The 23,299-nt window shown below is 42.9% G+C and carries 24 protein-coding genes and 2 pseudogenes; 23 read left to right on the top strand and 3 right to left on the bottom strand.

Translation table 11 applies throughout. The features are described from left to right. Positions 1-400: 400 nt before the first annotated feature. Positions 401-1,249: an NAD-dependent epimerase/dehydratase family protein gene (locus C558_RS0128215; protein ID WP_018759651.1), complete on the bottom strand. Its 849-nt coding sequence runs from the start codon at positions 1,247-1,249 to the stop codon at positions 401-403. Positions 1,250-1,365: 116 nt separating this feature from the next. On the opposite strand from C558_RS0128215, the gene C558_RS0128210 reads away from it, so the two are divergent. The 16 genes and pseudogenes from C558_RS0128210 to C558_RS0128140 all read left to right on the top strand — a co-directional run bounded on the left by C558_RS0128210 (position 1,366) and on the right by C558_RS0128140 (position 17,133). Next, positions 1,366-2,199 (top strand): helix-turn-helix transcriptional regulator, encoded by an 834-nt coding sequence (locus C558_RS0128210; protein ID WP_018759650.1) that lies wholly within the window; start codon positions 1,366-1,368, stop codon positions 2,197-2,199. Between the two features lie 88 nt (positions 2,200-2,287). Further along, positions 2,288-2,512 (top strand): annotated as a pseudogene (locus tag C558_RS33490) (helix-turn-helix transcriptional regulator); the annotation flags it as partial. Positions 2,513-2,667: 155 nt separating this feature from the next. Continuing rightward, positions 2,668-3,144, top strand: coding sequence for a YiaA/YiaB family inner membrane protein (locus C558_RS0128205; RefSeq protein ID WP_018759649.1), 477 nt, complete (start codon positions 2,668-2,670; stop codon positions 3,142-3,144). A 633-nt stretch (positions 3,145-3,777) separates the two neighbouring features. Continuing rightward, complete coding sequence (locus C558_RS0128200; protein WP_018759648.1) at positions 3,778-4,290, top strand: VOC family protein; 513 nt, start codon at positions 3,778-3,780, stop codon at positions 4,288-4,290. A gap of 278 nt (positions 4,291-4,568) precedes the next feature. Then, complete coding sequence (locus C558_RS0128195; protein WP_018759647.1) at positions 4,569-4,874, top strand: PadR family transcriptional regulator; 306 nt, start codon at positions 4,569-4,571, stop codon at positions 4,872-4,874. Then, the gene (locus C558_RS0128190; RefSeq protein WP_018759646.1) at positions 4,874-5,221 is read left to right on the top strand and encodes a DUF1048 domain-containing protein; all 348 of its coding nucleotides are present in this window, start codon (positions 4,874-4,876) and stop codon (positions 5,219-5,221) included. The genes C558_RS0128195 and C558_RS0128190 overlap by 1 nt, the downstream gene beginning before the upstream one ends. Before the next feature lie 15 nt (positions 5,222-5,236). Further along, positions 5,237-5,587 (top strand): DUF1048 domain-containing protein, encoded by a 351-nt coding sequence (locus C558_RS0128185; protein ID WP_018759645.1) that lies wholly within the window; start codon positions 5,237-5,239, stop codon positions 5,585-5,587. A gap of 15 nt (positions 5,588-5,602) precedes the next feature. Continuing rightward, on the top strand, positions 5,603-6,361 hold the full coding sequence (locus C558_RS0128180; RefSeq protein ID WP_018759644.1) for an ABC transporter ATP-binding protein: 759 nt from the start codon (positions 5,603-5,605) through the stop codon (positions 6,359-6,361). Beyond that, entirely contained in the window at positions 6,362-7,132 is a 771-nt protein-coding gene (locus C558_RS0128175; protein WP_018759643.1) for an ABC transporter permease, read from the top strand. A gap of 892 nt (positions 7,133-8,024) precedes the next feature. After that, positions 8,025-8,771: a basic secretory protein-like protein gene (locus tag C558_RS32105; RefSeq protein WP_018759642.1), complete on the top strand. Its 747-nt coding sequence runs from the start codon at positions 8,025-8,027 to the stop codon at positions 8,769-8,771. A gap of 177 nt (positions 8,772-8,948) precedes the next feature. Further along, on the top strand, positions 8,949-10,718 hold the full coding sequence (locus C558_RS32100; RefSeq protein ID WP_018759641.1) for a sensor histidine kinase: 1,770 nt from the start codon (positions 8,949-8,951) through the stop codon (positions 10,716-10,718). Then, entirely contained in the window at positions 10,696-12,330 is a 1,635-nt protein-coding gene (locus C558_RS0128160) for a response regulator transcription factor (protein WP_018759640.1), read from the top strand. Before C558_RS32100 ends, C558_RS0128160 begins: the two co-directional genes overlap by 23 nt. A gap of 108 nt (positions 12,331-12,438) precedes the next feature. Further along, entirely contained in the window at positions 12,439-14,139 is a 1,701-nt protein-coding gene (locus C558_RS0128155; protein WP_018759639.1) for an extracellular solute-binding protein, read from the top strand. 86 nt (positions 14,140-14,225) lie between these two features. Continuing rightward, positions 14,226-15,125: an ABC transporter permease gene (locus C558_RS0128150; protein WP_018759638.1), complete on the top strand. Its 900-nt coding sequence runs from the start codon at positions 14,226-14,228 to the stop codon at positions 15,123-15,125. 21 nt (positions 15,126-15,146) lie between these two features. After that, positions 15,147-16,031: a carbohydrate ABC transporter permease gene (locus C558_RS0128145; RefSeq protein ID WP_018759637.1), complete on the top strand. Its 885-nt coding sequence runs from the start codon at positions 15,147-15,149 to the stop codon at positions 16,029-16,031. Positions 16,032-16,368: 337 nt separating this feature from the next. Beyond that, the gene (locus C558_RS0128140) at positions 16,369-17,133 is read left to right on the top strand and encodes a methyltransferase domain-containing protein (protein ID WP_018759636.1); all 765 of its coding nucleotides are present in this window, start codon (positions 16,369-16,371) and stop codon (positions 17,131-17,133) included. A gap of 423 nt (positions 17,134-17,556) precedes the next feature. Here the strand turns inward: C558_RS0128140 and C558_RS0128135 are convergent, their stop codons facing one another. Further along, positions 17,557-17,880, bottom strand: a complete 324-nt coding sequence (locus tag C558_RS0128135; protein ID WP_018759635.1) for a 2Fe-2S iron-sulfur cluster-binding protein — start codon at positions 17,878-17,880, stop codon at positions 17,557-17,559. A gap of 791 nt (positions 17,881-18,671) precedes the next feature. Here C558_RS0128135 and C558_RS0128130 point away from each other — a divergent pair. From C558_RS0128130 to C558_RS32090, 7 genes are all read left to right on the top strand, one after another. Continuing rightward, positions 18,672-19,112 carry a GNAT family N-acetyltransferase gene (locus C558_RS0128130; protein WP_018759634.1) on the top strand — a complete coding sequence of 147 codons (441 nt, stop codon included), beginning with the start codon at positions 18,672-18,674 and terminating at the stop codon, positions 19,110-19,112. Positions 19,113-19,519: 407 nt separating this feature from the next. Next, the gene (locus C558_RS0128125) at positions 19,520-19,918 is read left to right on the top strand and encodes a hypothetical protein (protein WP_018759633.1); all 399 of its coding nucleotides are present in this window, start codon (positions 19,520-19,522) and stop codon (positions 19,916-19,918) included. 328 nt (positions 19,919-20,246) lie between these two features. Beyond that, on the top strand, positions 20,247-20,666 hold the full coding sequence (locus C558_RS32095) for a VOC family protein (RefSeq protein WP_018759632.1): 420 nt from the start codon (positions 20,247-20,249) through the stop codon (positions 20,664-20,666). Positions 20,667-20,884: 218 nt separating this feature from the next. After that, a complete protein-coding gene (locus C558_RS0128115; RefSeq protein WP_018759631.1) occupies positions 20,885-21,205 on the top strand; it encodes an immunity protein TriTu family protein in 321 nt (106 codons plus the stop codon). A 221-nt stretch (positions 21,206-21,426) separates the two neighbouring features. After that, positions 21,427-21,915: a hypothetical protein gene (locus tag C558_RS0128110; RefSeq protein ID WP_018759630.1), complete on the top strand. Its 489-nt coding sequence runs from the start codon at positions 21,427-21,429 to the stop codon at positions 21,913-21,915. 164 nt (positions 21,916-22,079) lie between these two features. Beyond that, positions 22,080-22,337, top strand: coding sequence for a hypothetical protein (locus tag C558_RS0128105; protein WP_018759629.1), 258 nt, complete (start codon positions 22,080-22,082; stop codon positions 22,335-22,337). Positions 22,338-22,383: 46 nt separating this feature from the next. Continuing rightward, positions 22,384-22,794, top strand: a complete 411-nt coding sequence (locus tag C558_RS32090) for a contact-dependent growth inhibition system immunity protein (RefSeq protein ID WP_018759628.1) — start codon at positions 22,384-22,386, stop codon at positions 22,792-22,794. Between the two features lie 360 nt (positions 22,795-23,154). Here C558_RS32090 and C558_RS34080 read toward each other — a convergent pair. Then, positions 23,155-23,299, bottom strand: a pseudogene (locus tag C558_RS34080) (IS110 family transposase); the annotation flags it as partial.

Below are 23,299 nucleotides of genomic sequence, written 5' to 3'. Positions count from 1 at the left end.
GATAGTTCAATTCCTCTTCTCGAAGCAGGAAAGTATCTATTTAAACTGGGGGGTTAAGATGAAGTCCGTGAAAATATGTTATTAGGAATAAGCATGATGCTTTTTGCAGCAGTTTGGGCGCTCAACCCAGGTATTCACAGATAGGAACGATGTGTACGAATTGAGCCGTAGGGAACTCCGAACGCTGTAATAACTCGATTCACGAGCTATATGATGCTAAGTTATTGAACTATCGGGACACTATAGCTAAATTAAATAACTAAAACGCGCCTACCGACATGGATCGGCAGTCACGTTGCCGCAGGTAATTTCGCCTTCAGGATGAATGCTGAACCCTATCATAAATAACGGCAAGTTTTGAATCATATTTGATTCATACTGAGGATTTCACGAATATTTATTACAAACCGCCTGCATCTCTCGCTGTGTAGAATGAGGGGAAAATCGGACGATAATTCATCTCGTCTCTTATTCGGGTCGTGTCTACGATCATATCAAATGGGTTAAACTCACTATGCGAGACTTCTGCCGCGTATTGACCGGAGTGCCCGTGAAACTGAATCAACTCGGCAACGGAGATAGGAGCATCATCGGCAACATTATAGACGTGACCATCTATGCCTGGAGTGGAGGCAGCGAGTAGTAACGCTTGGCTTACATCCGCATGATGCACCATATGGAGCCGTTTGGCTGGATTCCACGTATTCATGATAGGGAGAAATTCGTAAATGTGCGGATCTCCCTCTCCATAGACGAATGCAAGACGTACGATTCGTAGCCCCAAACCCTGCTCAACGTGAAGTTGGAATAGCGCTTCTTCGGCAGTCGCTTTGGTTTGAGGATACAGAAATGCAGGCCGCAAGTCGTCATCTTCACGGTTTGGTCTCAATTGGCCACCAGAACCGTATACCAGATTGGTGCTGGCAAACACAAACCGCGGAACTTCCGCCTTTATTGCGGCGTTCGCTAAGGCAATGGTAGCATGGATGTTCGAGCTTTTTGCCGTTGCCTCATCTACACCACGGAATTGGGCAGCGAGGTGTATGACGACATCCATGTTACGAAGCGTTTCCTCAAGTTTGTCTGCCTGCATCAAATTCCCTTCGACAATCTCGGCACCTTGCAACGGATATGATTCCGCCTTCGCGACGTCGCGAATTAATACTTTAACGTGATGACCACGCTGCAACAATCTAGGGACCAAACGACTCCCAACTTTACCTGTAGCCCCGGTGACGAAAATATTCATTCTAATTCCTCCTTTGATTTGCTGGTGCTATACTTGAAGAATAGCGTATTACGGAATCCATTGCCTTCCTGCGTTTATCGTATGATTGGCAGTGTCAGGATAAGGGGAGATCCACAGTGGATGAGATCGGTTCAAACATATCGTTAGGGGAATTCTTACGGGCTCGTAGGCAACGTCTTACTCCGGAGGAAGTGGGGCTGCTCTCATACGGTCGGCGCCGAACACCGGGACTTAGGCGGGAAGAAGTGGCCCAGCTTGCCCACATCGGCACATCCTGGTATACCTCGTTAGAACAGGATCGAGATGTAAGTCCGTCGGAGGAAGTGCTGGATAGCTTGGCTGTTGCTTTGCGATTGACCGTAGATGAACGCCGTTATCTTTATATGCTTGCAAAACCTAAGGAATCGAGGGGAGAAAAGAGTCAGGAGGTAAGTATCGGAATTGAGCGGATGGTCAGGTCACTTGAACCAAATCCTGTAGTCATATTGGGGAGAGGTTGGGATTTACTCATGTGGAACAAGGCGGCTGAGTTGTTATTTCGATTACCGGCATTCTCTAAGGAAATACTGAGTCGACCCAATTGGATGAGGCGTTTTTTGACGGATTCTTCGCTTAGAGTAAACAATACGGATTGGGGAGCCAAAGCGCAGGTGATGATTGCCCGGTTTCGTGCGGATTATGCACACTTCCCTAATGATGTAAGATTTAAAGAGCTTATAGAGGAATTTATGCATATTAGCGAACTGTTCCGCGAAACCTGGCTGCGGCATGATGTTCAGATCGCAGCCGATTGTCATAAACATTGGAACGACCCTCGTATCGGCGAGATGGAGTTTGAACATGTGGTTCTGCACCAACCAAACGATCCGGAGATGAAGATCATGATCTATACCGCGTCAACGGATACGGCTGCGCGTTTGCATGAACTACTTGGTACCCGGGGGCAATGAGAAGTGATGGAAACTTGTCGTTCCATATAAAAATGCACTCACAGTCTAAACACCTTTTTCAAAGTGTCCAGCCTATGGGTACCCGTTTATTGCCCAGTTCAAAAAATATCACCCTTTAAAATTTTTAATTTCCTATACGAATCCTTACCAAACCTCAGCCATTCTAAAGACTTTTATCAATGTTAATCATTCAGAAGAATTGGCCGAAATAACTAATTTGCTACTCTTCTTAGGCGGGGATATCAAGGTCAGGGAAGTGCCAGAAGAAGTCTTAGAGGGTATACAAGATAGATTGTACTTATTCTGCCAATAAGCAATGCTTGTTAAAATCCAAATTATTTTAAGGTCTAGTTATGATTTAAATATTACCAAAAAAACTAATATAGTGTAGAATTATACCGAATCTCCAATGTATAGTGGAGAAGAATGCAGCACCATTCTATTCTATAGTCGGGAGTGAATCGTCAGATGAATCAGAAATATCGCAAACGGAACACGCTTGCCTTTACGGCAGTATCGTATTTTGCTTTGGCTGCAGGTCTCTTTTTATTCTGTCTAGGAGTGTACAACGCAGATTGGGAATTGAACGTGAAAGGTTATTATCTGCTTTGCATGGTGTTAATCACGATAAGCTGTGTCGTTGTACAGAAGGTCGTTCGAGACAATTCAGAAGATAATGAAATTCGTTTGGAAAACTCGAAACACCGGATGAGGAATACAGCAGCTTTTACAGGCATGTCTTTTGCGGGTTTGATTATCGGGTATGGGATGTTCTTAATTGGCCTTTACAACGCTCCATTTGAATTAAATGTAAAGGGGTATTACATAGCTGTGATTCTTTTGATATCATATAGCGCAATTGGCGTTCAGAAAGTGACGAGGGATAACGCGGAAGATAAAGAGATACTTGCCGAGCAAGATGCCAGACGGGACATTCATGCGTGAAAATGGACAAATTCTGTCGTCGATGAACGTTTGGTATCTAGGCGAAAAGCAGTGGAAAGCAGGTAATCTCATCTCCAAATAAGCGGATTTCTGTTTTGGAAACCGACTCTGAAGTTCATGCTTAGAGTAAACGAGTAAAGGCGCCTTTGATAAGAGGGTGCCTTTTTTCACTTCTAGAGTGATACGCCAAACCTTATCACAAGTAGGGCGAAATTTATTCTTGAACTCTTATTCTGAATTTTTTTATCGTCGGACATTCCAAGAGCGATCCTAAAGCGGCATTTCTCTCCAAGTATCGACTGTACAAGGTATTAACCTACCTAGTAGCATTTGCAGTTTATTACACTTTGTTCGATAACACCATTGCTCATTGGAACAGTAATTTCTTACATGAGCATAAGGATTGGGTACAGGGGTTAATTAAATACGTTCTATTTTATTCCTTCATGGCGGTATGCATTTTTAAGTGTCGAAAAAATCATCCAGGAAAAGAAATGGGAAGAGGTAATTTGCAAACCAGAAACATTCATTAGTTGGTATTACGGCATCGATTAAGCTAACGGACACTATAGCGTCACAATCAAGCGTGAAGCTCATTTTTTATATTAATGATTAATCAAAGGCGGTCGAATCATGCAAATTAAATCAAAAGGAATATCAGAAGCAGTGCTTGAAGTGAAAAACATGAGTCTGGCTGTTGAATTCTGGCATGAGAAGCTGGGCTTTCCGATTGTTGACAAATGGGGATATAATAATGGGCAATTCAGTAATAGTGAGGAAGAGGTATGGGCTACATGGCTATATGTTGGCGGAAACACTAGGTTAGGATTATGGCTTCCAAGAGATTTTGATCAAGACCAATTAACTGAAAAAAGGGAGCCTATTTCGAAATGGAATGGGCTTTTTGATGAAGGCGGCATACATGTTCATTTAGCATTTTTTATTGAGCTTGCCGATATCGATGATGCAATAAATCGGCTGGAACTTTGCGGTATTGATCATAAAATTATTATTAACCCAGCAGGTCATAGAAGAGTTTATTTTAAAGATTCGGAGAATAATGTGATTGAATTTTATACTCTTAATATGTATGAAGATTATTTAATGAGGCTTCGAGAAGGCTTATTAAAGACAGTCGGAGACTAGAAAATGCAATCCAAGGAATGTTTAATCGATTACAAAAGCAAATGACATTGAACTAATGGGACACGATAGCTTAATAAATAACTAAAACGCGGCTGCCGGCATAGATCGGCAGCCGCGTTGCGCTAACTGGCAGGATAGTTGAAAATATAAAATCCGTGTCAGCGATAACGCTATTGACAATCCAACTACTACGTGTTACTTTATAGTGGTAGTAAGTAATACTGCATACCAGTCGTACAGAATAGTAAAGGGTGATTGTGTTGGAGAACTTAACGGAAATGCTCAAAGGCGTGCTTGAGGGCTGTGTCCTAGAAATAATAAGCCGCAAAGAAACCTACGGCTACGAAATCACGCGGACGCTGAACGCCCTTGGCTTCACAGATGTTGTGGAGGGAACGGTGTATACCATCCTGATCCGGCTTGAAAAAAACAAGGTGGTGGAGATCACCAAGAAGCCCTCCGAAATGGGACCGCCGCGAAAGTTTTTCGCGATCAATGACGCGGGGCGCGAGGAACTGCGGAGGTTCTGGGAAAAATGGGGGTTCGTCTCATCAAAAATTAACGAGTTAAAGGAGAAAAAATAATGAATTTTTGGGAAAAAATTACTGGCAGTGACATGACGAAAGAATTCAAATCTTTTGAATCGCGAGTCAAAAAGCTACCGCCTGATTATCAAGCGGCATGGAAAAAAATTAATGCCAATCTTTGGCCGCACTCAGATTTCACCGGTCGCAACCTCATGCCAATTTTTGACGGTGTGCTTGGTCTGCTTGAAGAAGCGGCGGCGGACGGTCAGAGTGTCCAAGAGGTCTTGGGTGACGATATCAAAGGCATCTGTTCGGCGCTGGCCGGCGAAGAAGGGGCAAAGTCTTATCGCGACAAGTGGCGCGAGCAACTCAACAATAATATCGCTAAAAAACTAGGTAAATAGGAGGAGGAGGATAAAATGAGAATTCGAGATATCATCGAAGGCAAAAAAGAGTGGCGAGCGCACGTGGCGCGTGTCAAAGCGCTCCCGCGGGATTATCAGATTGTTTATAAAGAGATTCAAAAATATCTCTTTAAGGTTGGCCCTGTTGAACTAACCGAAGGTACGGGTTTGCTATCGGGGATTATCGATCTTTTTGAAGAGGGCGCGGCCTTGGGGAAAGGCGTGCTCGATGTGACGGGTAGTGACGTTGCAGCTTTCTGCGACGATCTAATCAAAGATTCCAAAACTTACGCTGACATCTATCAAGAATCTGTTAACCAAGAAGTTAGCAAGGCCATGAAAAAGGTTACGGATAAAAAAAAGTAAAAGGGGGATCGCGGGATGAAAAAAGCAATTGAAGTGAAAGGTCTGCGAAAGTCTTTCAAGGACACAGAAGTCCTAAAGGGCGTCGATTTTGAAGTGAAGCGAGGTGAGATTTTCGCCCTGCTTGGCTCCAACGGCGCGGGCAAGACGACGATTGTTAGAATCCTCACCACGCTGCTCAAGCAGGACGGAGGCACCGCCACCGTAAACGGCTTTGACGTCGCGTCAAAGCCGGACCATGTGCGGCAGTCGATTAGTTTGACCGGGCAATTTGCCGCGGTTGACGAGATATTGACCGGGCGGGAAAATCTGATCATGATTGCCAAGCTGCGGCATCTGGATCATCCGCGTCAAGTTGCGGACGATTTGCTGAAACGTTTCGGCTTAACTGACGCGGCCGACCGTAAGCCATCTACTTATTCAGGTGGTATGCGCCGTAGGCTCGACATCGCCTTGAGCCTTGTGGGCAAACCGCAGATCATTTTCCTCGACGAGCCAACCACCGGGCTTGATCCCGAGGCACGTATCGAGGTTTGGAAGATTGTAAAGGAGCTTGCCAATGGCGGCACGACAGTATTCCTGACCACGCAGTATTTAGAGGAAGCCGAGCAGCTTGCCGACCAAATTGCCATTCTGCACGAAGGTAGGATTATCGCCGGCGGCACGCTCGCGGAACTGAAAAAGCTGTTTCCATCCGCAAAGGTGGAGTATGTTGAAAAACAGCCGACATTGGAGGAAATATTCCTCGCAATCATCGGTAAAAAGGAGGCCATGTAAATGGAGACGGCAAAAAACCATTTTTTCAGCGACATGAGCGTGATGCTCGGACGTTCCATGCGCCATATTTTCCGCAGTATGGACACCATCTTCACGGTCTGCATCACTCCGATTGCAATGATGCTGCTGTTCGTCTATGTGTTCGGCGGCGCAATCCAAACCGGTACGGATAACTACGTGAACTACCTGTTGCCTGGAATACTGCTTATGGCTATTGCCAGCGGTGTGGCTTATGTGGCTTACCGACTGTTCTTGGATAAGCAGCGGGGCATCATTGAGCGTTTTCACTCCATGCCGATTGCGCGTTCCACCGTGCTGTGGGGGCACGTGCTGACCTCGGTGGTATCCAACGTCATTTCTATTGTCGTCATCATACTCGTAGCGCTCATTATGGGTTTTCGCTCGTCTGCAGGGGTACTGTCTTGGCTTGCCGTAGCCGGTATACTTGTACTGTTTACGCTGGCTTTGACTTGGATCGCGGCTATTGCCGGACTGTCCGCAAAAACGGTGGAGGGAGCAAGCGCCTTTTCCTATCCTTTAATCTTCCTGCCGTTTATCAGCTCAGCTTTTGTACCGACCGAGTCGATGCCGAGAGCCGTTCGCGCTTTTGCCGAGAACCAGCCGGTGACGTCTATCGTAGAAGCCATCCGTGCACTATTGTCAAATCAACCGGTAGGCAATGATATCTGGATCGCTTTAGCGTGGTGCTTAGGGATAATGATCGTCGCATATCTATTTGCGATGCGCGCATACAAGCGGAATGCAGCTTAATGTTTGTATGCATTATAAGGAAAAAGTGATCAATAAAAACATCAAGTTAAGGGCCTTCCACATTGTCAAAGCGCAGGCTTCATCAGTTTGCTCGTTGAAATCAAGGCCGTCGCAGTGAAGTGGTGTTCTATTACTCATTTATATCGAAGTAAGGAGCATTCAAGATAATTAGGGAGCAGACTGCCACGGGTGGCCTGTTCTCTTTTTTATTGAAGTTGGCGTCAAATCGTGGATGCCGTTGAGCTAACGGGACACGATAGTTGAATATTGGCAGCCATAACAGTGGTAGTCTAGGACTTTATTTTCCGCCCTAGTTTGCCGCTGTTGCTTTTATCAGATCAGTCTAAATCTTCAGACTACAATTGCTGGCTTGGAATAACGGAAACTAAAGATCTAGGATGTAACCGGATGTAGAAAATTCTTACTTCATAACGGAGCTGGAGCGTTTCGATCATGTCCTACAGGAAAACGTATTGCTTTCCAGCGTTCGGTACGGGAAAGAAGCGGGCATAGAATCCGTATCGTTCGGGGATAAGAAGCTTGGAATGTCAATCGTGTAAGAAGCAAAAGGAATCACCGGTATAAAGTATGTAAAAACAGGCTGCCGGCTGCATGAATCGGCAGCCGTTTCACGTAACAATTGGTCATAATAATATCAATAATAGTCAGTGGAGGATTGTGTCGGTTAGACTTATAATCGGTTTAATAAAGCAGCTTACGGGATTCTGTCGGTTGCTTTATTACAGGATGATAGGATTGTCAAGACAAAGTGATCGATGAGTCATGAGAAATTAACATTCAAAGGAAGGAGGGATATAGTTTTTAAAAGAGTCATCTAGAATCTTATATTCTATCTATCAAATCTGAATATATTTAGGAGGATCGATCTTTCATGAAAAGGCTGTTAAGTAGTGTAGTCTGTGCAGTTATACTTTTAAGTACTTTAAGTACCCATAGTGTTTTGGCAAATGAAAGCGCTAATAAATCTCATGTTGTTGAATCTGGGGGACAATATGAAAAACGTGGATATATCTTAGAAGTGATTAATGAGGTGGATAATCCAGCAATCAATCCTATTATTAGTGATTTTGTTGAACTATATTTTGATGTCTATCCAAAATTATTAACAAAGTATTCTGACCCAAAAACTGCAACCAAAAAAGTGATTTTAAAATTCGATCCTACATACGATGGAGTAGCATATGCAGATGATGGAATGATTGTTGTAAGCTCTAAATGGATCCTTAATCATCCATGGGATTTAGGGCTATTTACACATGAATTAACACACATTGTACAAGCGTATCCAAGGTATGACAATGAGACAGGGTGGATTACAGAAGGAATAGCAGATTATGTTAGATATGTATACGGACCTCACCATGAAGATTGGAAATTTAGAGAACCCAAAGAAACTGATAATTATAATAGTGGTTATGGAGAGACTGCACGCTTTCTCTTATGGATCGAACAAAACAAGAATAATAAAGTAGTAGAAATATTAAACAAACAAATGCAACAGAATACTTACCATATTAATGTTTTTAAAGAAATAACAGGGCAATCGGTTGAAGATTTGTGGGCGGAATATATTAAAAATCCTTATGTGAAAATCAAATATAAAATTAAATCAGAGTAAAGAAAGAACCTTCGGTACGGGAAAGAAGCGGGCATGGAGTCCGTGTCGGTCGAGGATATCAAAAATAGTCAGTGGAATATTATGTCGATTATACTTATAATAGGTTAATAAGGCAGCTTACGGGATTCCGTCGGTTGCTTTATTTCTTTCATGGGATATTAGGAGGTAGGGAAACAAATGCGTCTGTGGCAATCATCTATTTATCTCAACCTGGTATTAACCTTTTTATTGTCGATTATTCCAATGTATATCTTAAGTCTATACATTAACATGTCAGGTGCGGCAAGCGTCCGTCAGGAAATTACGAATTCGATGCAATCCCGGGTTCATTTCTACTTATCCTCGTATGAAGCCGAATTGAGTCGGGTGACCAAATCCATGCGGGATTTCATTAATGACGGCGACTTGTCCACTTTAAGTAATTTGTACCCGAATATCCCCACCTTTGAACGGTTTAAAATGTTGAATCGGTTGGAGAGTAAGCTCTTTCTCTTGAATAATTCTAGCCAGTATATTTCAAGTTCGAAGTTGTACATCCCCTCGATGGGAATTACGATTCATGGGAGCGGCTATGACGAAGCGGCCATTCCGGCTAAAGAAATAAGCGAGATTCGCTCTGTGCAATATAAAACGCTGTCGCCTTTTACCATGCTGGACGACCGCCTCTTCATGGGCAGCTTATTCCCCTTAGGTATAACCGCAGCGCAGGCGCCGACTTCGATCATTAAGGTTGAGATTTCTTTGAAAAGCTTGAGAGACGTGCTTAAGCAAATTCCCACTACAGTGGAAGGGGGGGCCGTATTATTTGCGAGAGAGCAAGATTGGCATATCACTTCTACCCAAGAAGCCCGAGAAGCTGCGCTTATTCAAACCTTGAAGAAGTTATGGGAGAACAAATCCAACGATCATAAAGCGGGAAGCGAACGTATCAAGATTGACAATCGGTTCTACCTCGTCACGTACGAACCATCCGAGATGCTGGATGCAACCCTGCTCGTGTATGTGCCGGAGAAACAAATTCTCGATCCCCTTAGTCATTATTTCGTGATGCTGTTAGTGCTGTCCGTATTATCAGTAGCAGTAATCATCTTCTTCTCTTATTGGATTTATCGGATGATCCATAAGCCTCTGCGTTCACTTGTATCCGCTTTTCGCCGCGTGGAGAGAGGCAATATGGACATTTCGATCCCCTACAAGACGGCCTTTGAATTCGGTTACCTGTACCGGCAGTTCAATGCTATGATCAGCCGACTGAATACGTTGATCCAGGAAGTGTACGAACAAAAGATTCATAGCCAGCGCGCGGAGCTGAAGCAGCTGCAGTCGCAAATCAACCCGCACTTTTTGTATAACAGCTTTTTTGTCCTGAAGCGCATGATAGCGGCGGATGACAATAAAAACGCAATTAACTTTGTTGAACACCTCGGAAATTATTTTCAATATATTACGAGAAATGCGGATGATGAGGTAACGCTAGAAGCGGAGTGGTTACACGCCCGTACCTATGCAGACATCCAGATGGCCCGTTTCCGCAAGAGACTGCGGACCGATTTTGTCGATATGCCGAGCACGTATGCTTCTCTGAATGTACCAAGGCTTATCATTCAGCCTATTCTGGAGAACGCCTACCAGTACGGACTGCAGAACAAGATTACGGACGGAATCATCCGCGTTTCTTTTGAAGTAAAGATGGAACTGATTTGTATTGCTGTTGAGGACAATGGAGAAGAGTTGACTGACGAGCAATTGAGTATGCTTGAAGCCAAACTGAATTCTCATAAAGAACATATGGAAACGACGGGATTAATCAATGTGCATCGGCGTCTGCAATTGAAGTTCGGCACCGATGCCGGTGTCCTTGTTAAGCGCAGCTCCCTTGGCGGGTTGCGAACCGAGATATGCATTCCGATTAGGGAGGTACCGAATGTATCGATTGTTGATCATTGACGACGAAGATGTGATTGTGGACGGGATGGCCGATCTGTTTCAAGAGCAAACAGACATGGAGCTGGAGGTGTATCGTGCCTACAATGTGCTAATGGCGATCGATTGGCTCAAGCAAACGAAGATTGACATTGTTCTGTCCGATATTCAGATGCCTGGAATAACCGGACTCCAACTGCAGCAGCGAATTATGGAGCTTTGGCCACGTTGCAAAGTCATTTTCCTGACAGGCTATAACGAATTTACCTATATCCACGAAGCGATGCGAAACGGATCGTTCGATTATGTGCTTAAAACGGAGACCGACGAAACCATAATCGGATCCGTCAAGAAAGCAATCGCGAAGCTGGACGAAGAGATAGACATGCATAGCACACTTCAGAAAACAACGCTTTTGCTGCAGCGGGCGCTGCCTTATATTCAGAAAGAATACCTCCGCGATATCCTTCAAGGAGAATCCTATGCGCTCGGCAACCTTCACAATCAGTTTACTCAGCTGTCCATTTCACTCCACCCTTCCAAACCCGTTCTTTTAGTTGTAGGCCGCGTAGATGAATGGAGAGAGGGCCTAAGCACATTCGACCGGGCCTTGATCATATATGCTGTGCAAAATATTTCAGAAGAATTGCTTGGTGTTTCGACTCGTGTCGCTTTCACGGATTACGAACGCTTCCGCATGGTTTGGTTCATTCAACCGAAATCAGATTCTGCAGATTCGTGGGATCAAATCCTTAGGTTCGTCCAAGGTACATTGGAGCAAATCCAACATACGATCAGGCAATTGCTCAAGATCAAACTCTCCATTATAGTAGCCAGCAAGCCTTGCGAGTGGGAGGAGCTGCCTATCCGCTTTATAACGATTAAACGCCTATTCGGATATGGGCTTGGCTTGGGTCAAGAGCTATTATTAACCGACCAAGCCTATGGTACGGATCACGGCCGATTCGAACCAGTAAAAAGTCCCTTACAGACCCATTTATGGATCGACTTAAAAAATGATTTGGAAGCCGGACGGCGTGAAGCCTACTTGGCTGCATTTGATGGGATAACCGCTTTACTTGCTGCTCAGAATGAGCAGACCGAGAAAGCCAGAACGGAGTGGTACTACACGTTAGTCGTCATTTACATCTCCATTCTGAATTACAGCTCTGTCCTCCGCCTGGCAGCCGAACAGATGGATCTGGATAAGCTGACGAAGTTGCAAGCCCATAAGACATGGAGCTCTGCGTTTGATTATTTGCGAGAATTAGCGGAGTTGATTTTTAATCATCGATCTGAGGGACATACGAACTCCGAGAACGACGTCATCACGAAGATCAAGAAATATATACACGAGTATTTGAACGGAGACCTTTCCTTGACTCGTTTAAGCGATTTCGTGTCGCTCAACCCATCGTACTTGTCGAGATTATACAAGCATCATTCAGGGGAGTCGCTTACAGAGACGATCAAACAAGTCAGGCTGCAGAAGTCCAAGGAGCTCCTTAGAAATCCCGGCATTCGGATGAGCGATATTTCGGAGCGTGTCGGGTTCCTGTCCGAACGATCCTTTTACCGGTTCTTCAAATCGATCACCAACCTGACACCGCAGGAATATCGCGAACTGCAGAAGTAAATATTGGTTACAACAAGTATAGATGCGTCAGTAGATAGCGCACAAACCATCCTCCTATAATACAGAGGAAGGAGTAATACAACACTATACGATGAGGGGGAAGTTGGTTTGAACAGACGAAAAGTTGTATCTACGGCTATGGCTTGCTTCATGAGTATCGCCCTGCTAATTACGGCATGCAGCAATTCAGGCAATCAAGCAGCAAGCAGTCCGTCCCTTGACGGCGACAAGAACACACCAACGACAGCAGATGCTGCGGGGCCACTCGGGAAATACGAGACCCCTATTGATGTCCATGCGGTACGCGGGATTAACGGAAGCTATAAATTCCCGCAGGGAGAGGATATCGGCAATAACCTCTGGACAAGGGCTTACAAGGACGAGCTTGGCATTAATCTGATCTATGATTGGGTTGCAGACAACTCCGGCGGAAGTGATAGTGCCTTTAGCAAAAAGTTGAACCTCATGATCGCTTCCGGCGAGCTGCCGGATATTGTGGCTGTGAATGCTAAGCAGTTCAAGCAATTGGCGGAGAACGGACAGTTAGCTGACCTTACTGAGGTGTTCGAGAAATACGCATCCCCTTATACGAAGGATGTGGCCAAGCAGGATGGCGGTATGGCTATGACTTCCGCTACGATCGATGGAAAGCTTTTGGGGATACCCGGATTTAATGGGAATATTACAGATGCTAACGTTCTTTGGATTCGTTCGGACTGGATGAAGAAGTTAAACTTGCCTGACCCCAAAAATATGCAGGATGTATTCAACATCATGGAAGCCTTCGCTACCAAGGATCCGAATGGTGATGGCGGCAAAGGTGTTGTAGGATTGGCAGCGAACAAGAACATTTATGATGGTTTTGCCGATTTGGAGAGTTTCTTCAATGCATATCATGCTAATCCGAACGGGACATGGATCAAGGATCCTTCTGGTCAGTTGATGTATGGGGGGATCCAGCCGGAAATGAAGCCTGCCCTTGCGAAGCTGCAGGAGCTGTACAAATCCGGATTAATCGATAAGGAATTCGGAGCGAAGGACGCTGCCAAGGAGGCGGAGCTGCTCGGACAGAATAAACTAGGCATTACGTTTGGGGCAAACTCCAATCCCTACTATCCATTCGACGATGCGCGCAAGCTGAATCCGAATATGGATTGGAAAGCGTATCCGATTCCTTCTATCGATGATAAACCAGCTCGTCCTTCCGTAGGCTTCCCGATCGGAACATACTATGTTGTGAATAAAAACTATAAGCATCCCGAAGTCATCGTTAAGATGTTTAATATGAACTTTGAGAAATTTTTCGGAGAAACAGGCGATTGGAACACATGGGGTGTGACGAAGGACCGTCTTGAAGCATTCAAGTGGCCGTTCGTGTATGGCTTTCCACCCAATAAGGATGTTCCCGGACGTTACGAGGCATTGAAGAATGCAGTGGCATCCAATGATCCATCGGCAATGAACGGAGAGCAAAAGGCGGACTACGATGCTTATCAGGCGTTCATGAATGGCGATCAAACGTTTTGGTCGACGGTACGTCAGGCAGGTCCAGAAAATTCCTCCTTCGCCGTCCTGAATTACTATAAGGAAAACGATCTTCTTTATACAAATGAATATCGTACTAGCGTGCAGACCCAAACCATGACACTCAAATGGTCGACACTGCTCAATTTAGAGAAAGAAATGATCACGAAGATCATCGTTGGCTCGCCGTTAGATGATTTCGACAAATTCGTGGATAACTGGAAAAAATCCGGCGGCGACCAAATTACGAAAGAAGTAAACGAGTGGGCTTCAACCTCCAAATAATTAAAGGACCAAAAAAAGAAAGGGAAAAGATGACTTTCAACTTCTTTCCCTTATCTTTATTAACCAACCGGACGGTGGGATGACAGATGAAAACGGGTAAATGGCGCCGCGAGATACCTTTGCATATATTGGTATTTCCCAGCTTAGTTATTGTATTGATCTATTGCTATATTCCTATGTTCGGCAACATTATTGCATTTCAGGATTTCAAACCGATCAAAGGGTTTATGGGCTCGGAATGGACAGGGCTTACCAATCTGAAATACGTCCTGGAAATGCCGAACACATACCGTATTGTCTGGAATACCGTTTACATTGCTACGATGAAAATTATTATGGGCAATGTCGTACCGATCATCATCGCTCTGCTGTTGAATGAAATCCGTAAGACGGTTGTGAAGCGCAGCATTCAAACTTTAATCTATTTTCCTTATTTCCTATCGTGGGTCATTCTTGCCGGCATCCTCATCGATGTCCTCTCTCTACAGCACGGCATCGTCAATCAAGTTCTCGGATGGTTCGGCATCCAACCTATATACTTCCTCGGCGATAACCGTTGGTTTCCCATCACGCTCGTTCTGACGGATACGTGGAAAGAATTCGGCTTCAACACAATCGTATTCCTGGCCGCGCTGACAAGCATTAATCCGTCTCTTTATGAAGCGGCTATCATAGACGGCGCAAACCGCTGGAAGCAAACCCTCTATATTACGCTGCCGGGGATGATCCCGATCATTGTGCTAATGGCCACGCTCAGCCTAGGCAACGTGTTAAATGCGGGCTTCGACCAAGTGTTTAACTTATACAGTCCTCAAGTCTACGAAAGCGGAGATATTTTGGATACATTGATTTACCGCGTCGGTGTCTCAGATGCCCAATATGGTCCGGCAACCGCTATTGGATTACTGAAATCGTCCGTTTCCTTTCTGCTGATCTCGGTGTCTTATTGGCTGGCGTACCGGTTTGCGAATTACCGAATTTTTTAACTGGAATAGGGGGTTAACACAATGATTCAACGCGCCTCCGTAACGCGGAGCCTATTCAATATTTGCAATCTTATATTTTTGATCGCTCTCTCGCTGCTCTGCATCCTTCCCGTCATCCAGGTCATCGCTGTCTCATTCAGCTCCAGCAGCGCTGCAGCGGCTGGGCTAGTCAAGTTATGGCCGGTCGAATTCTCACTGAAATCATATGAATTTATTTTGAAGAAGAAAGAATTTCTGGGGTCATTCCTGATTTCCATTCAGCGGGTAATATTGGGTACTGGTATTAGTATGTTTTTAACCGTTACGCTGGGATATGCGCTTTCCAAAGAAGTGAAGGATTTCCGGATGAGGTCCGTTTATGCCTGGTATTTTGTAATTACCATCTTATTCAGCGGCGGTTTAATTCCATGGTACTTGACGATCAAATATACGCATTTAATGGATACGATTTGGGCGCTAGTCATTCCGGGGGCGGTGACCGTGTTTAATGTCATTCTGCTGCTCAATTTTTTTCGGGGACTGCCCAAGGAGCTGGAGGAATCGAGCTTCATTGATGGAGGAAGTCATTGGATAACGCTGTGGAAAATATATCTCCCGCTGTCCATGCCTGCTATTGCGACGGTCACGCTGTTCACAATCGTCGGGCACTGGAATTCCTGGTTCGATGGCCTCATGCTCGTGAATTCACCAAGTCATTACCCGCTCGCCACTTATTTGCAGACTGCTATCATTCAACAGGATTTCGCCAACATGCGTGCAGAGGATGTTAAAACCTTGTCGGAGATCTCGGATCGGACTACACGTGCGGCGCAAATCTTTATAGGCGCATTGCCGATCATGGTCGTCTATCCGTTTTTGCAAAAATATTTCATGACCGGCCTGGTAATGGGAAGCGTGAAGGAATAGAGAAGGAGCCGAAACCGCAAATGAAGAAGCCGTAAACCAAAAATAATAAGGGATTAGGGAGGAGGTTGCCAAAAAGTCATCCAAGATGACGATTGAGGCAGCCTTTTTTTGTATTCTCTTGCCGTTACAGATGGAATGAATTGGTTCGCTCATAGACATATATTACTTAGCGAGTTATATTGAAATTACTAAATATGGAAGAGAGTGGTCGCGATGAATACAAATAGTAAAGCTGATCTTACAAAAAAAAATCGAGGTGCGGAAGGGTTAATATAGAATTCTTATTAATAACCTTCCGTGTGTAAAAACATTTATAACATGGAGGGAACATCAAATTATGTTGTTTGATAATGTTGAATCATATGAAGGTATTCTAGCGGAAACTTACGATATGCGAACAGGAAGCACTTCCGATGATAGTGAGTTTTTTGAAAAAATGATTACAGAAGTTCCAGGAGCTGCATTAGAGCTTGGATGTGGTACTGGAAGATTATTGTTGCCTTATTTGGACGCTGGTCTTGATGTTGATGGGGTTGATTGTTCTAAAGACATGTTAGATATATGCAGAGCTAAGGCTGAGAAAAATGGGCAGTTTCCAGTTTTGTATGATCAATACATGCAACATCTTGATATACCTAAAAAGTATATGACCATTTATATACCAGCGGCTTCATTTATACTCTTATCAGAAAGAGAAGACGCAATGAATGCTTTAAAGAGTATATATGCGCATCTTGAACAAGGTGGACAGACCTTAATCCCGCTGTTTATACCTAAAGATTTGTTCATAAATAAAGGTTCTGAATGGGCGCCTAGTTTTAAGGGTACAAGAAGCGATGGTTCGGATATAGTCGTAAGTTCAAAATCAAATTTTAATTTCCTTGAACAGATACAAATTAAGATAGAGCGATATGAAATTTTTAAAAATGGCGTCTTAATTGATACTCAGTATAGTACAACTAAAATGCGTTGGTTTTTTAAGTATGAGTTTATCATGATGCTTGAGAAGGTCGGATTCAAAGATGTTTCGGTATATGGTGGTTATTCTTTACAAGAAGTAAATGAAGATCAAAATTTTATGATTATTAGGGCAAGAAAGTAAGTGTATTGTAAGTATGTTGTGGTAATCACAAAGGCTGCCAAATGGCAGCCTTTGTTGCGGAAATATAGCGTATTTGCTGGATCCCCGTTGTTAAACTAACGAGGAACGAGAGTTAAGGAGCTTGCTTGGAATCAGCCCCTTTTGCTTTGTTGGAATAACGGGCAGTTAACGCAACTTTCCAAACACTAGTAACGTTAAACTATCGATTGCTGTCTTTATCCGATATGGGAAGCGTATCGCCGGATTTGGCGCGACTAGCCGGGCGACCGCTGCGTTCGCTGCACGACGAGGCTCGCGACATGTTCGCATAAGGCTTAGCTGGTTCGGTGAACTGGCCAAGGCCAACCATAAAAAAACCACGCTGAGCACCTCATGCGAGATGCCTCAGCGTGGTTACGAGCCCGGAAGCCGGTTCGCGATCGGTTAGTCTTGCGGCCGATTGCCTGGCTCCAGTCCGGATGACGATACCGTCATCACCGGTTTTACAGTAAGATCGTTATGTACTCGAATCTGGCACGATAAGCGGATGTTCGATTCCGCAATGCCTTTGGCCTGCAGAAGAGCGGCTTCCGCTTCACCAACCGGACCGGCGTCTCCATCCACCACTTCGACCCGGCACGTCGTGCATTTAGCGTTGCCGCCGCAGCGGTGCAATATGTCTACCCCGTTATCCTCCAGGGCAAGCACAAGTTTAGTACCTTCTGCAACTTCATAGGAGCCTCTTCCTTCAATTTGAATCGTCGGCATCTTGGACTTCTCCCCATTCCTAATTTGGTAGCTGCGCAATCAATGGCTTATCATGTGCAATATCACTTATCATACTATCCAAAATCGCGATCTGTAAACAACCGAACGCGTTAACCTTTATGCATGAGGAGATCAAGCTTTGCTACTTCATCACGGTTGCGTAATAGCGGCATCGGATAAATCGAGGGAGTTCAATAGCAACAAGAAGGTAGCCGATTATCGATCGGTTGCTTTTTCGTTATGTTAACGGGCAGGATAGTTATAAACATCCTAATAAGATATTGATGTGTGTAACCGTATAAAGATTGATAGGTGGTTCTGTTTCATAATTGGAATAGTATATTTAATTTTAGGTGTAACCTCCAATATGATGATTTTGGGTGATGACGAATGAATGCTGGTCTAGTTATGGCTGCATGTGTTTTAATTGGTGGTGCGATTGGATATTTTACTGGAAATTATGAAGTGTGGGGGGACTCGGAGTCGCAGTAGGATTATTAGGTATGGCTTACATTCAGATGAAGAAGAGATCGATGTAAAAAAATGACTCAATGTGATATCTCAACAACAAGTCCCTAAAAAGAAAGCGTAAAATATCCCCAACTACCTTCATTTAGACTCAGCACACATTCCTTAATCCTTTCAGATTGAACTATCGGGACACGATAGCATCATGATGAACAGGCAGCCGGCATTAATGGCTGCCTGTTCATCTATCGGGCAGGATAGTTTATTCGATTCACGAATATGTAAAACAAATATTTCATTTCTGAAAGGAAGAAACAATATTTATGAATGATAATTTACAAGAAGATTTGGTGATTTCAAAAGATTGGACTGAGGAAGAGACTAAGGTTGTTTGCGATGGTTTGATAAAACATAACAGAATAAACGCTCGGCCTTTAGATGAACAATGGAGTGATACGATTAACCTTATTCTGAAAACTAAGGATGATGAGGTTGTAGGTGGAATTATGTGCAATATGTTCATGTATTGTTTGTACATCGATGTATTATGGGTTGATGAAAAGTACAGAGGTCAAGACTATGGTTCAAAACTTATTGCAGGAGTTGAGGAAATAGCAAAGGGAAAAGGATGTATTTTAGTTGAAACATGCACATATAGTTATCAATCTCCTGGCTTTTATGTTAAATGTGGATATGAGATATATGGTATTCTGGAAGGGTTTCCAGAAGGAATAAAAAAATATCAGTTGAAAAAGGTTATTTGATATAGAACATTCGCCCCTCGGTCCGTTCCGATTTTCATTAAGCTAACGGGCCACTATAGCTTAATAAATAAAACTAAAACGCGGCTGCCGGCATGGATCGGCAGCCGCGTTGCGCTAACGGGCAGGATTGCTCAAATAATTCCACGAATACTCTACATATGGAACTATTTACGAAGTTCGTAAATAAGACGTTATACGACAAATCGGGAAAGCGGTGAAGTACAATTTATCAGATATTTCAAACGGAGTTTAGAAATGCAATATTTGAAGATGACGTCTATCTCCGGCCAATAATTATTAAAGAAATTGAAGAAGATCTAATTGTAGAATTCCATGTCTTTTTATATTTCACTGAAAACGTCGTACAAAAGTGGGAAGTCAAGTTCAAACAATTGAAGGATTACAGGATGACCTTAGACTTCTTTGATGATATAGAACTTGAAACAACTCATCCATTACTATTAGAGTATCTTGAACCAACTCATGAATTATATTTTAAGGGTAAGACGAATGATGTTATTAAGATCATTGGGGAATTACTCGTTGAACATCAGAAGGTAACTGACAAATGGATAGATTTCCAACAATATTTTAATGGAGATCTTGCATGGGTATTAAATCAGGAACAAGGGCTCCTTGCTAAGGGACCAGAGTCAATTATCAAAGCATATGAAAATATATTGAAGAATAATCAGCTCAATCTATCTGTCGTTAAGTCTGATCTTAAACATGATGAAGCTATTGTAATAATCTTAGGAAAGTCATTTATCATATGTAGAGATGTAGAATTTAAGAGAATATTGTAGTGTTATCGATTAAGCCCGAATCGTCGTATAACAACATGTACATGCGTCGGGGCGTTCGCCCCTTGGTCCGGAGAGGAATTTCAGCACCAAGGAAGCAGATTCATCGGACACATCCGCGAGGCTAAGTCCGTCGGACCCGGCGCGTAATGTTGATTAAGCTAACGGGACACTATAGCTTAATAAATAACTAAGACGCGGCTGCCGGCATGGATCGGCAGTCGCGTTGCGCTAACGGGCAGGATAGTTTGATTGTGTAGCAGGAAAATAATGGGTTTATCTCGAATTGAAATACAATCACGATTTATTTCTCTTGAAGGAGGGGTTTCAAATGAACACCACATCAAAGAGTAAAACACTTGTTCATACTGTAGTTCAGGTTAGACTGCCAGTTAGAAATATCGATGAATCCGTTGCATGGTATGAAAAGTATTTCGGCTTTACACATTGCTGGAAAACCGAAGAAGAATCAGACCTGAAGCTTGAACCAGGACCCTATTTATTTTTTAAACGAGTAGAACAACCCATTCCAATCCATATTGTATCGGACGGAAAACCCTATGCGGTACTTTGTATAAAAACATCTGATGTTTTTGAATGTTACCAAAGATTCGTCGACGCAGGTGAAGAGGTAACCGAAATAACGTATACTTGGGATATTGATCGATTTCCTGAATTCAATGTTACAGACCCTTCAGGCAATATTATAAATATAGCGAACTATCCCGATTTACATATTAATGGCTTTTGAGCATCGGTCCGCGTTCACCGACAGCTGAAGTGATTGGACTAGTTTTCACGTAACTGATTCAGAGGGCTATCTTACCTCATTAAAGATTGTTAATTTGGTATTCAGCTAACGGGACACGATAGTGCGGCGATGGAACCGATCCATAGCTTGTTTTGATGTAGGCAAAAGTCGCTTATCTAATGGGGGCGGTATAATGGTAAGAGGAGGAAATCGGAAGAATGCGGACTAAGTTTCAACTATGGGTAGAAAGCAAAAAGAAAGAACTTGAAAAGGTACATATAAAGATGGAACATGTAAGGCATAAAAACCCTGATGAGAGCAGTATTCCAGACCCTTCTACAGGCGTTATTTATGAATCTGAATGTTGTTTAGGTCAAGTTACGGTTTGGGAGTCCAGACAGATGGAATATGAGGTCGTAAATATAGCTACAGGAGAAATGATATTGTGGGAATACATTGAGAGGTTGCCAGCTGAACCTGATTTCAATGAGATATTAGAGAAATTTTTCCTTGTACTTCAGAGGGGGTTAAAACCATGAGTTGTTACACTTACTGATTAAGCTAACGGGACACGATAGTTGAATAAATTACTAAAACGCGGCTGCCGACATAGATTGGCAGCCTTGTTTGCGCTAACGGGCAGTTTAGTGTAACAGTACTTTGAAGCGATACGACAATAATAAAATTCCAACATATGGTATTATAAGAGAGAAGTTCTTTGAAAACGAAAGCACAATTCTATTACAAGTGAGTGATTCTGATGGATACTGAGGATAAGAAGATTGCTGAAAAAATCTTAAAGCACCTATGTTTAGGGGCAAGGATTGATGGAATTAGATTTGGTGGTATTTTGCAAATGCTCATTACTGACCATGATTCAAATGAATATGAAAAAGGAATCAAAGGTCAAGTATACATAAACTTAGCTTCAAGATGGTGTGTTTTTGAGTCAATGCCTGCAACTTTACCTCATAACGAGGATGCCATTGCAAACTTAACTCATGAAGAAGAAATCAAACTGCTTTGTACTCTTCGAGAGAAAAAGATTACTGACATTTCTCTAGGTGAATCCGAACCACACCTTATTATTACCTTGGATAATGGTGAGGTTTTCTTTCTTAATGGTCATGATGAACAATATGAATCATGGCAGTTAGGCGTTGCTTTCAATCCACCCAATGAAAATTGGTTAGTAGTTGCTTGTCCTGATGATACTTTGGCAGTTTGGTATCCAAATTATTTTTTTTAATCAAAGATACAATTTTAATGAGATACAGGTGATAAACATGAAAGTTTATTTTCGCAATAGATAAAGAAGTTGATGAAGGGTTCATTGTAAGATTTCATTCCTCATATGGTAATGGTATTGCCACTTATGTTGGTAACAGACCAATAACGAGTAAGGAGTATATTGTGGAAGTTGATGTTCAAGGTATCCTTAAGTGGGGAGCAGATATTTCAAAAATTGAAAATAGTCTATATAAGATTGAGGTAATGGGTGAATTTGTTTCTTTTTATGGCATGTTGGAATCTGTAGATGACGATGGTTACACAGTTCTACGTATTGGTCAAAGTATAGTACCCATTGAAACAGAAGGCTCTTCCTATCCCATTGGTTCATACATCAAAATTCAAAGCCCAAACGTCAAGTTATATGATATGGGCATTTAAAGAATCTGTATAAAAATGAATTTCATAAAGAAAAGAGGATATTTGTATGGGGAATCCTTTAATTAGTTTTGATATTACAAAGTCATTGCAGGAACTCGATGGCGATGATTGGGGCGAACCTACATACAATACTAATCTCGTTAAAAACGTTCATCGTCTTAGAACAGTACCACTAATAGATTTCACAAATGAAGACCTAAGGTTAATGATTGGACAGAAATTCTGTTTAGCGTATCTTGTCCCTATTGCTATTGAACGATTAGCCGAGAACGAGTTTGTATCAGGAGAGAGGTACACTGGTGATCTGCTTTGTGCCATGTTAGATATAGGGTATGAGTTTTGGAAGGAAAACATTGATTTGCATTGGGAATTTAATTCAATTGTTATTGGTGTTAATCACTGTCTTGAAGTATTAAAACCATTGTTAGGACAGTACATTCCCCCGAAAAGTGAGTAGTCAAATAAAATAGCTAGTTCTAATAAGAAACCACTCCATCGTCAGGAGTGTTTGTGTCTTCTATACACTGATGTAGATTTTGTGGTCAAACTTAACTTTGTGCTTAGATTCATTAAGGTTAACCGTATCATAAGTAGAAGTACGGATCATTGAGCTAACGGGACACGATAGAGGAATCATGATTAGAGGTAGCTGGTCAAACGTTCAGTTACCGTTTTCATTGAACTATTCTAGCTAATAGTTTGTCAATATTTAAAACTTAATGGATTCAATCGCCGGTGGTATACTGAAAAATGAGTATAGCAAATAACCCTTCCTGCAGTTGTGGGAAGGATTTCCTGAGAAGGTGAGAATTTCTTTCTAACTCAATTGAAATGCTTCTTTTTTAGTAAGGATCGCGTAAATCCAGTGGATCAGCTTGTTTACGCAGGCAATTACGGCTACTTTAAACGGCTTGCCCTCGGCACGTTTTTTATCGTAATAGGCTCGGAGCTTCCGGTTACGC

Origin of the sequence: Paenibacillus terrigena DSM 21567 (assembly GCF_000374845.1) — a bacterium.
GTDB lineage: Bacteria > Bacillota > Bacilli > Paenibacillales > Paenibacillaceae > Paenibacillus_K > Paenibacillus_K terrigena.
Note: the sequence above shows the minus strand (reverse complement) of the source record. Positions and strands in the feature narration are given on the sequence as shown.

Coding starts and splice junctions, on each gene's coding strand:
- C558_RS0128215 (WP_018759651.1), bottom strand. CDS start 1,249: ATGAATATTTTCGTCACCGGGGCTACAGGTAAAGTTGGGAGTCGTTTG.
- C558_RS0128205 (WP_018759649.1), top strand. CDS start 2,668: ATGAATCAGAAATATCGCAAACGGAACACGCTTGCCTTTACGGCAGTA.
- C558_RS0128200 (WP_018759648.1), top strand. CDS start 3,778: ATGCAAATTAAATCAAAAGGAATATCAGAAGCAGTGCTTGAAGTGAAA.
- C558_RS0128195 (WP_018759647.1), top strand. CDS start 4,569: ATGCTCAAAGGCGTGCTTGAGGGCTGTGTCCTAGAAATAATAAGCCGC.
- C558_RS0128190 (WP_018759646.1), top strand. CDS start 4,874: ATGAATTTTTGGGAAAAAATTACTGGCAGTGACATGACGAAAGAATTC.
- C558_RS0128185 (WP_018759645.1), top strand. CDS start 5,237: ATGAGAATTCGAGATATCATCGAAGGCAAAAAAGAGTGGCGAGCGCAC.
- C558_RS0128180 (WP_018759644.1), top strand. CDS start 5,603: ATGAAAAAAGCAATTGAAGTGAAAGGTCTGCGAAAGTCTTTCAAGGAC.
- C558_RS0128175 (WP_018759643.1), top strand. CDS start 6,362: ATGGAGACGGCAAAAAACCATTTTTTCAGCGACATGAGCGTGATGCTC.
- C558_RS32105 (WP_018759642.1), top strand. CDS start 8,025: ATGAAAAGGCTGTTAAGTAGTGTAGTCTGTGCAGTTATACTTTTAAGT.
- C558_RS32100 (WP_018759641.1), top strand. CDS start 8,949: ATGCGTCTGTGGCAATCATCTATTTATCTCAACCTGGTATTAACCTTT.
- C558_RS0128160 (WP_018759640.1), top strand. CDS start 10,696: ATGTATCGATTGTTGATCATTGACGACGAAGATGTGATTGTGGACGGG.
- C558_RS0128150 (WP_018759638.1), top strand. CDS start 14,226: ATGAAAACGGGTAAATGGCGCCGCGAGATACCTTTGCATATATTGGTA.
- C558_RS0128145 (WP_018759637.1), top strand. CDS start 15,147: ATGATTCAACGCGCCTCCGTAACGCGGAGCCTATTCAATATTTGCAAT.
- C558_RS0128140 (WP_018759636.1), top strand. CDS start 16,369: ATGTTGTTTGATAATGTTGAATCATATGAAGGTATTCTAGCGGAAACT.
- C558_RS0128135 (WP_018759635.1), bottom strand. CDS start 17,880: ATGCCGACGATTCAAATTGAAGGAAGAGGCTCCTATGAAGTTGCAGAA.
- C558_RS0128130 (WP_018759634.1), top strand. CDS start 18,672: ATGAATGATAATTTACAAGAAGATTTGGTGATTTCAAAAGATTGGACT.
- C558_RS0128125 (WP_018759633.1), top strand. CDS start 19,520: ATGACCTTAGACTTCTTTGATGATATAGAACTTGAAACAACTCATCCA.
- C558_RS32095 (WP_018759632.1), top strand. CDS start 20,247: ATGAACACCACATCAAAGAGTAAAACACTTGTTCATACTGTAGTTCAG.
- C558_RS0128115 (WP_018759631.1), top strand. CDS start 20,885: ATGCGGACTAAGTTTCAACTATGGGTAGAAAGCAAAAAGAAAGAACTT.
- C558_RS0128110 (WP_018759630.1), top strand. CDS start 21,427: ATGGATACTGAGGATAAGAAGATTGCTGAAAAAATCTTAAAGCACCTA.
- C558_RS32090 (WP_018759628.1), top strand. CDS start 22,384: ATGGGGAATCCTTTAATTAGTTTTGATATTACAAAGTCATTGCAGGAA.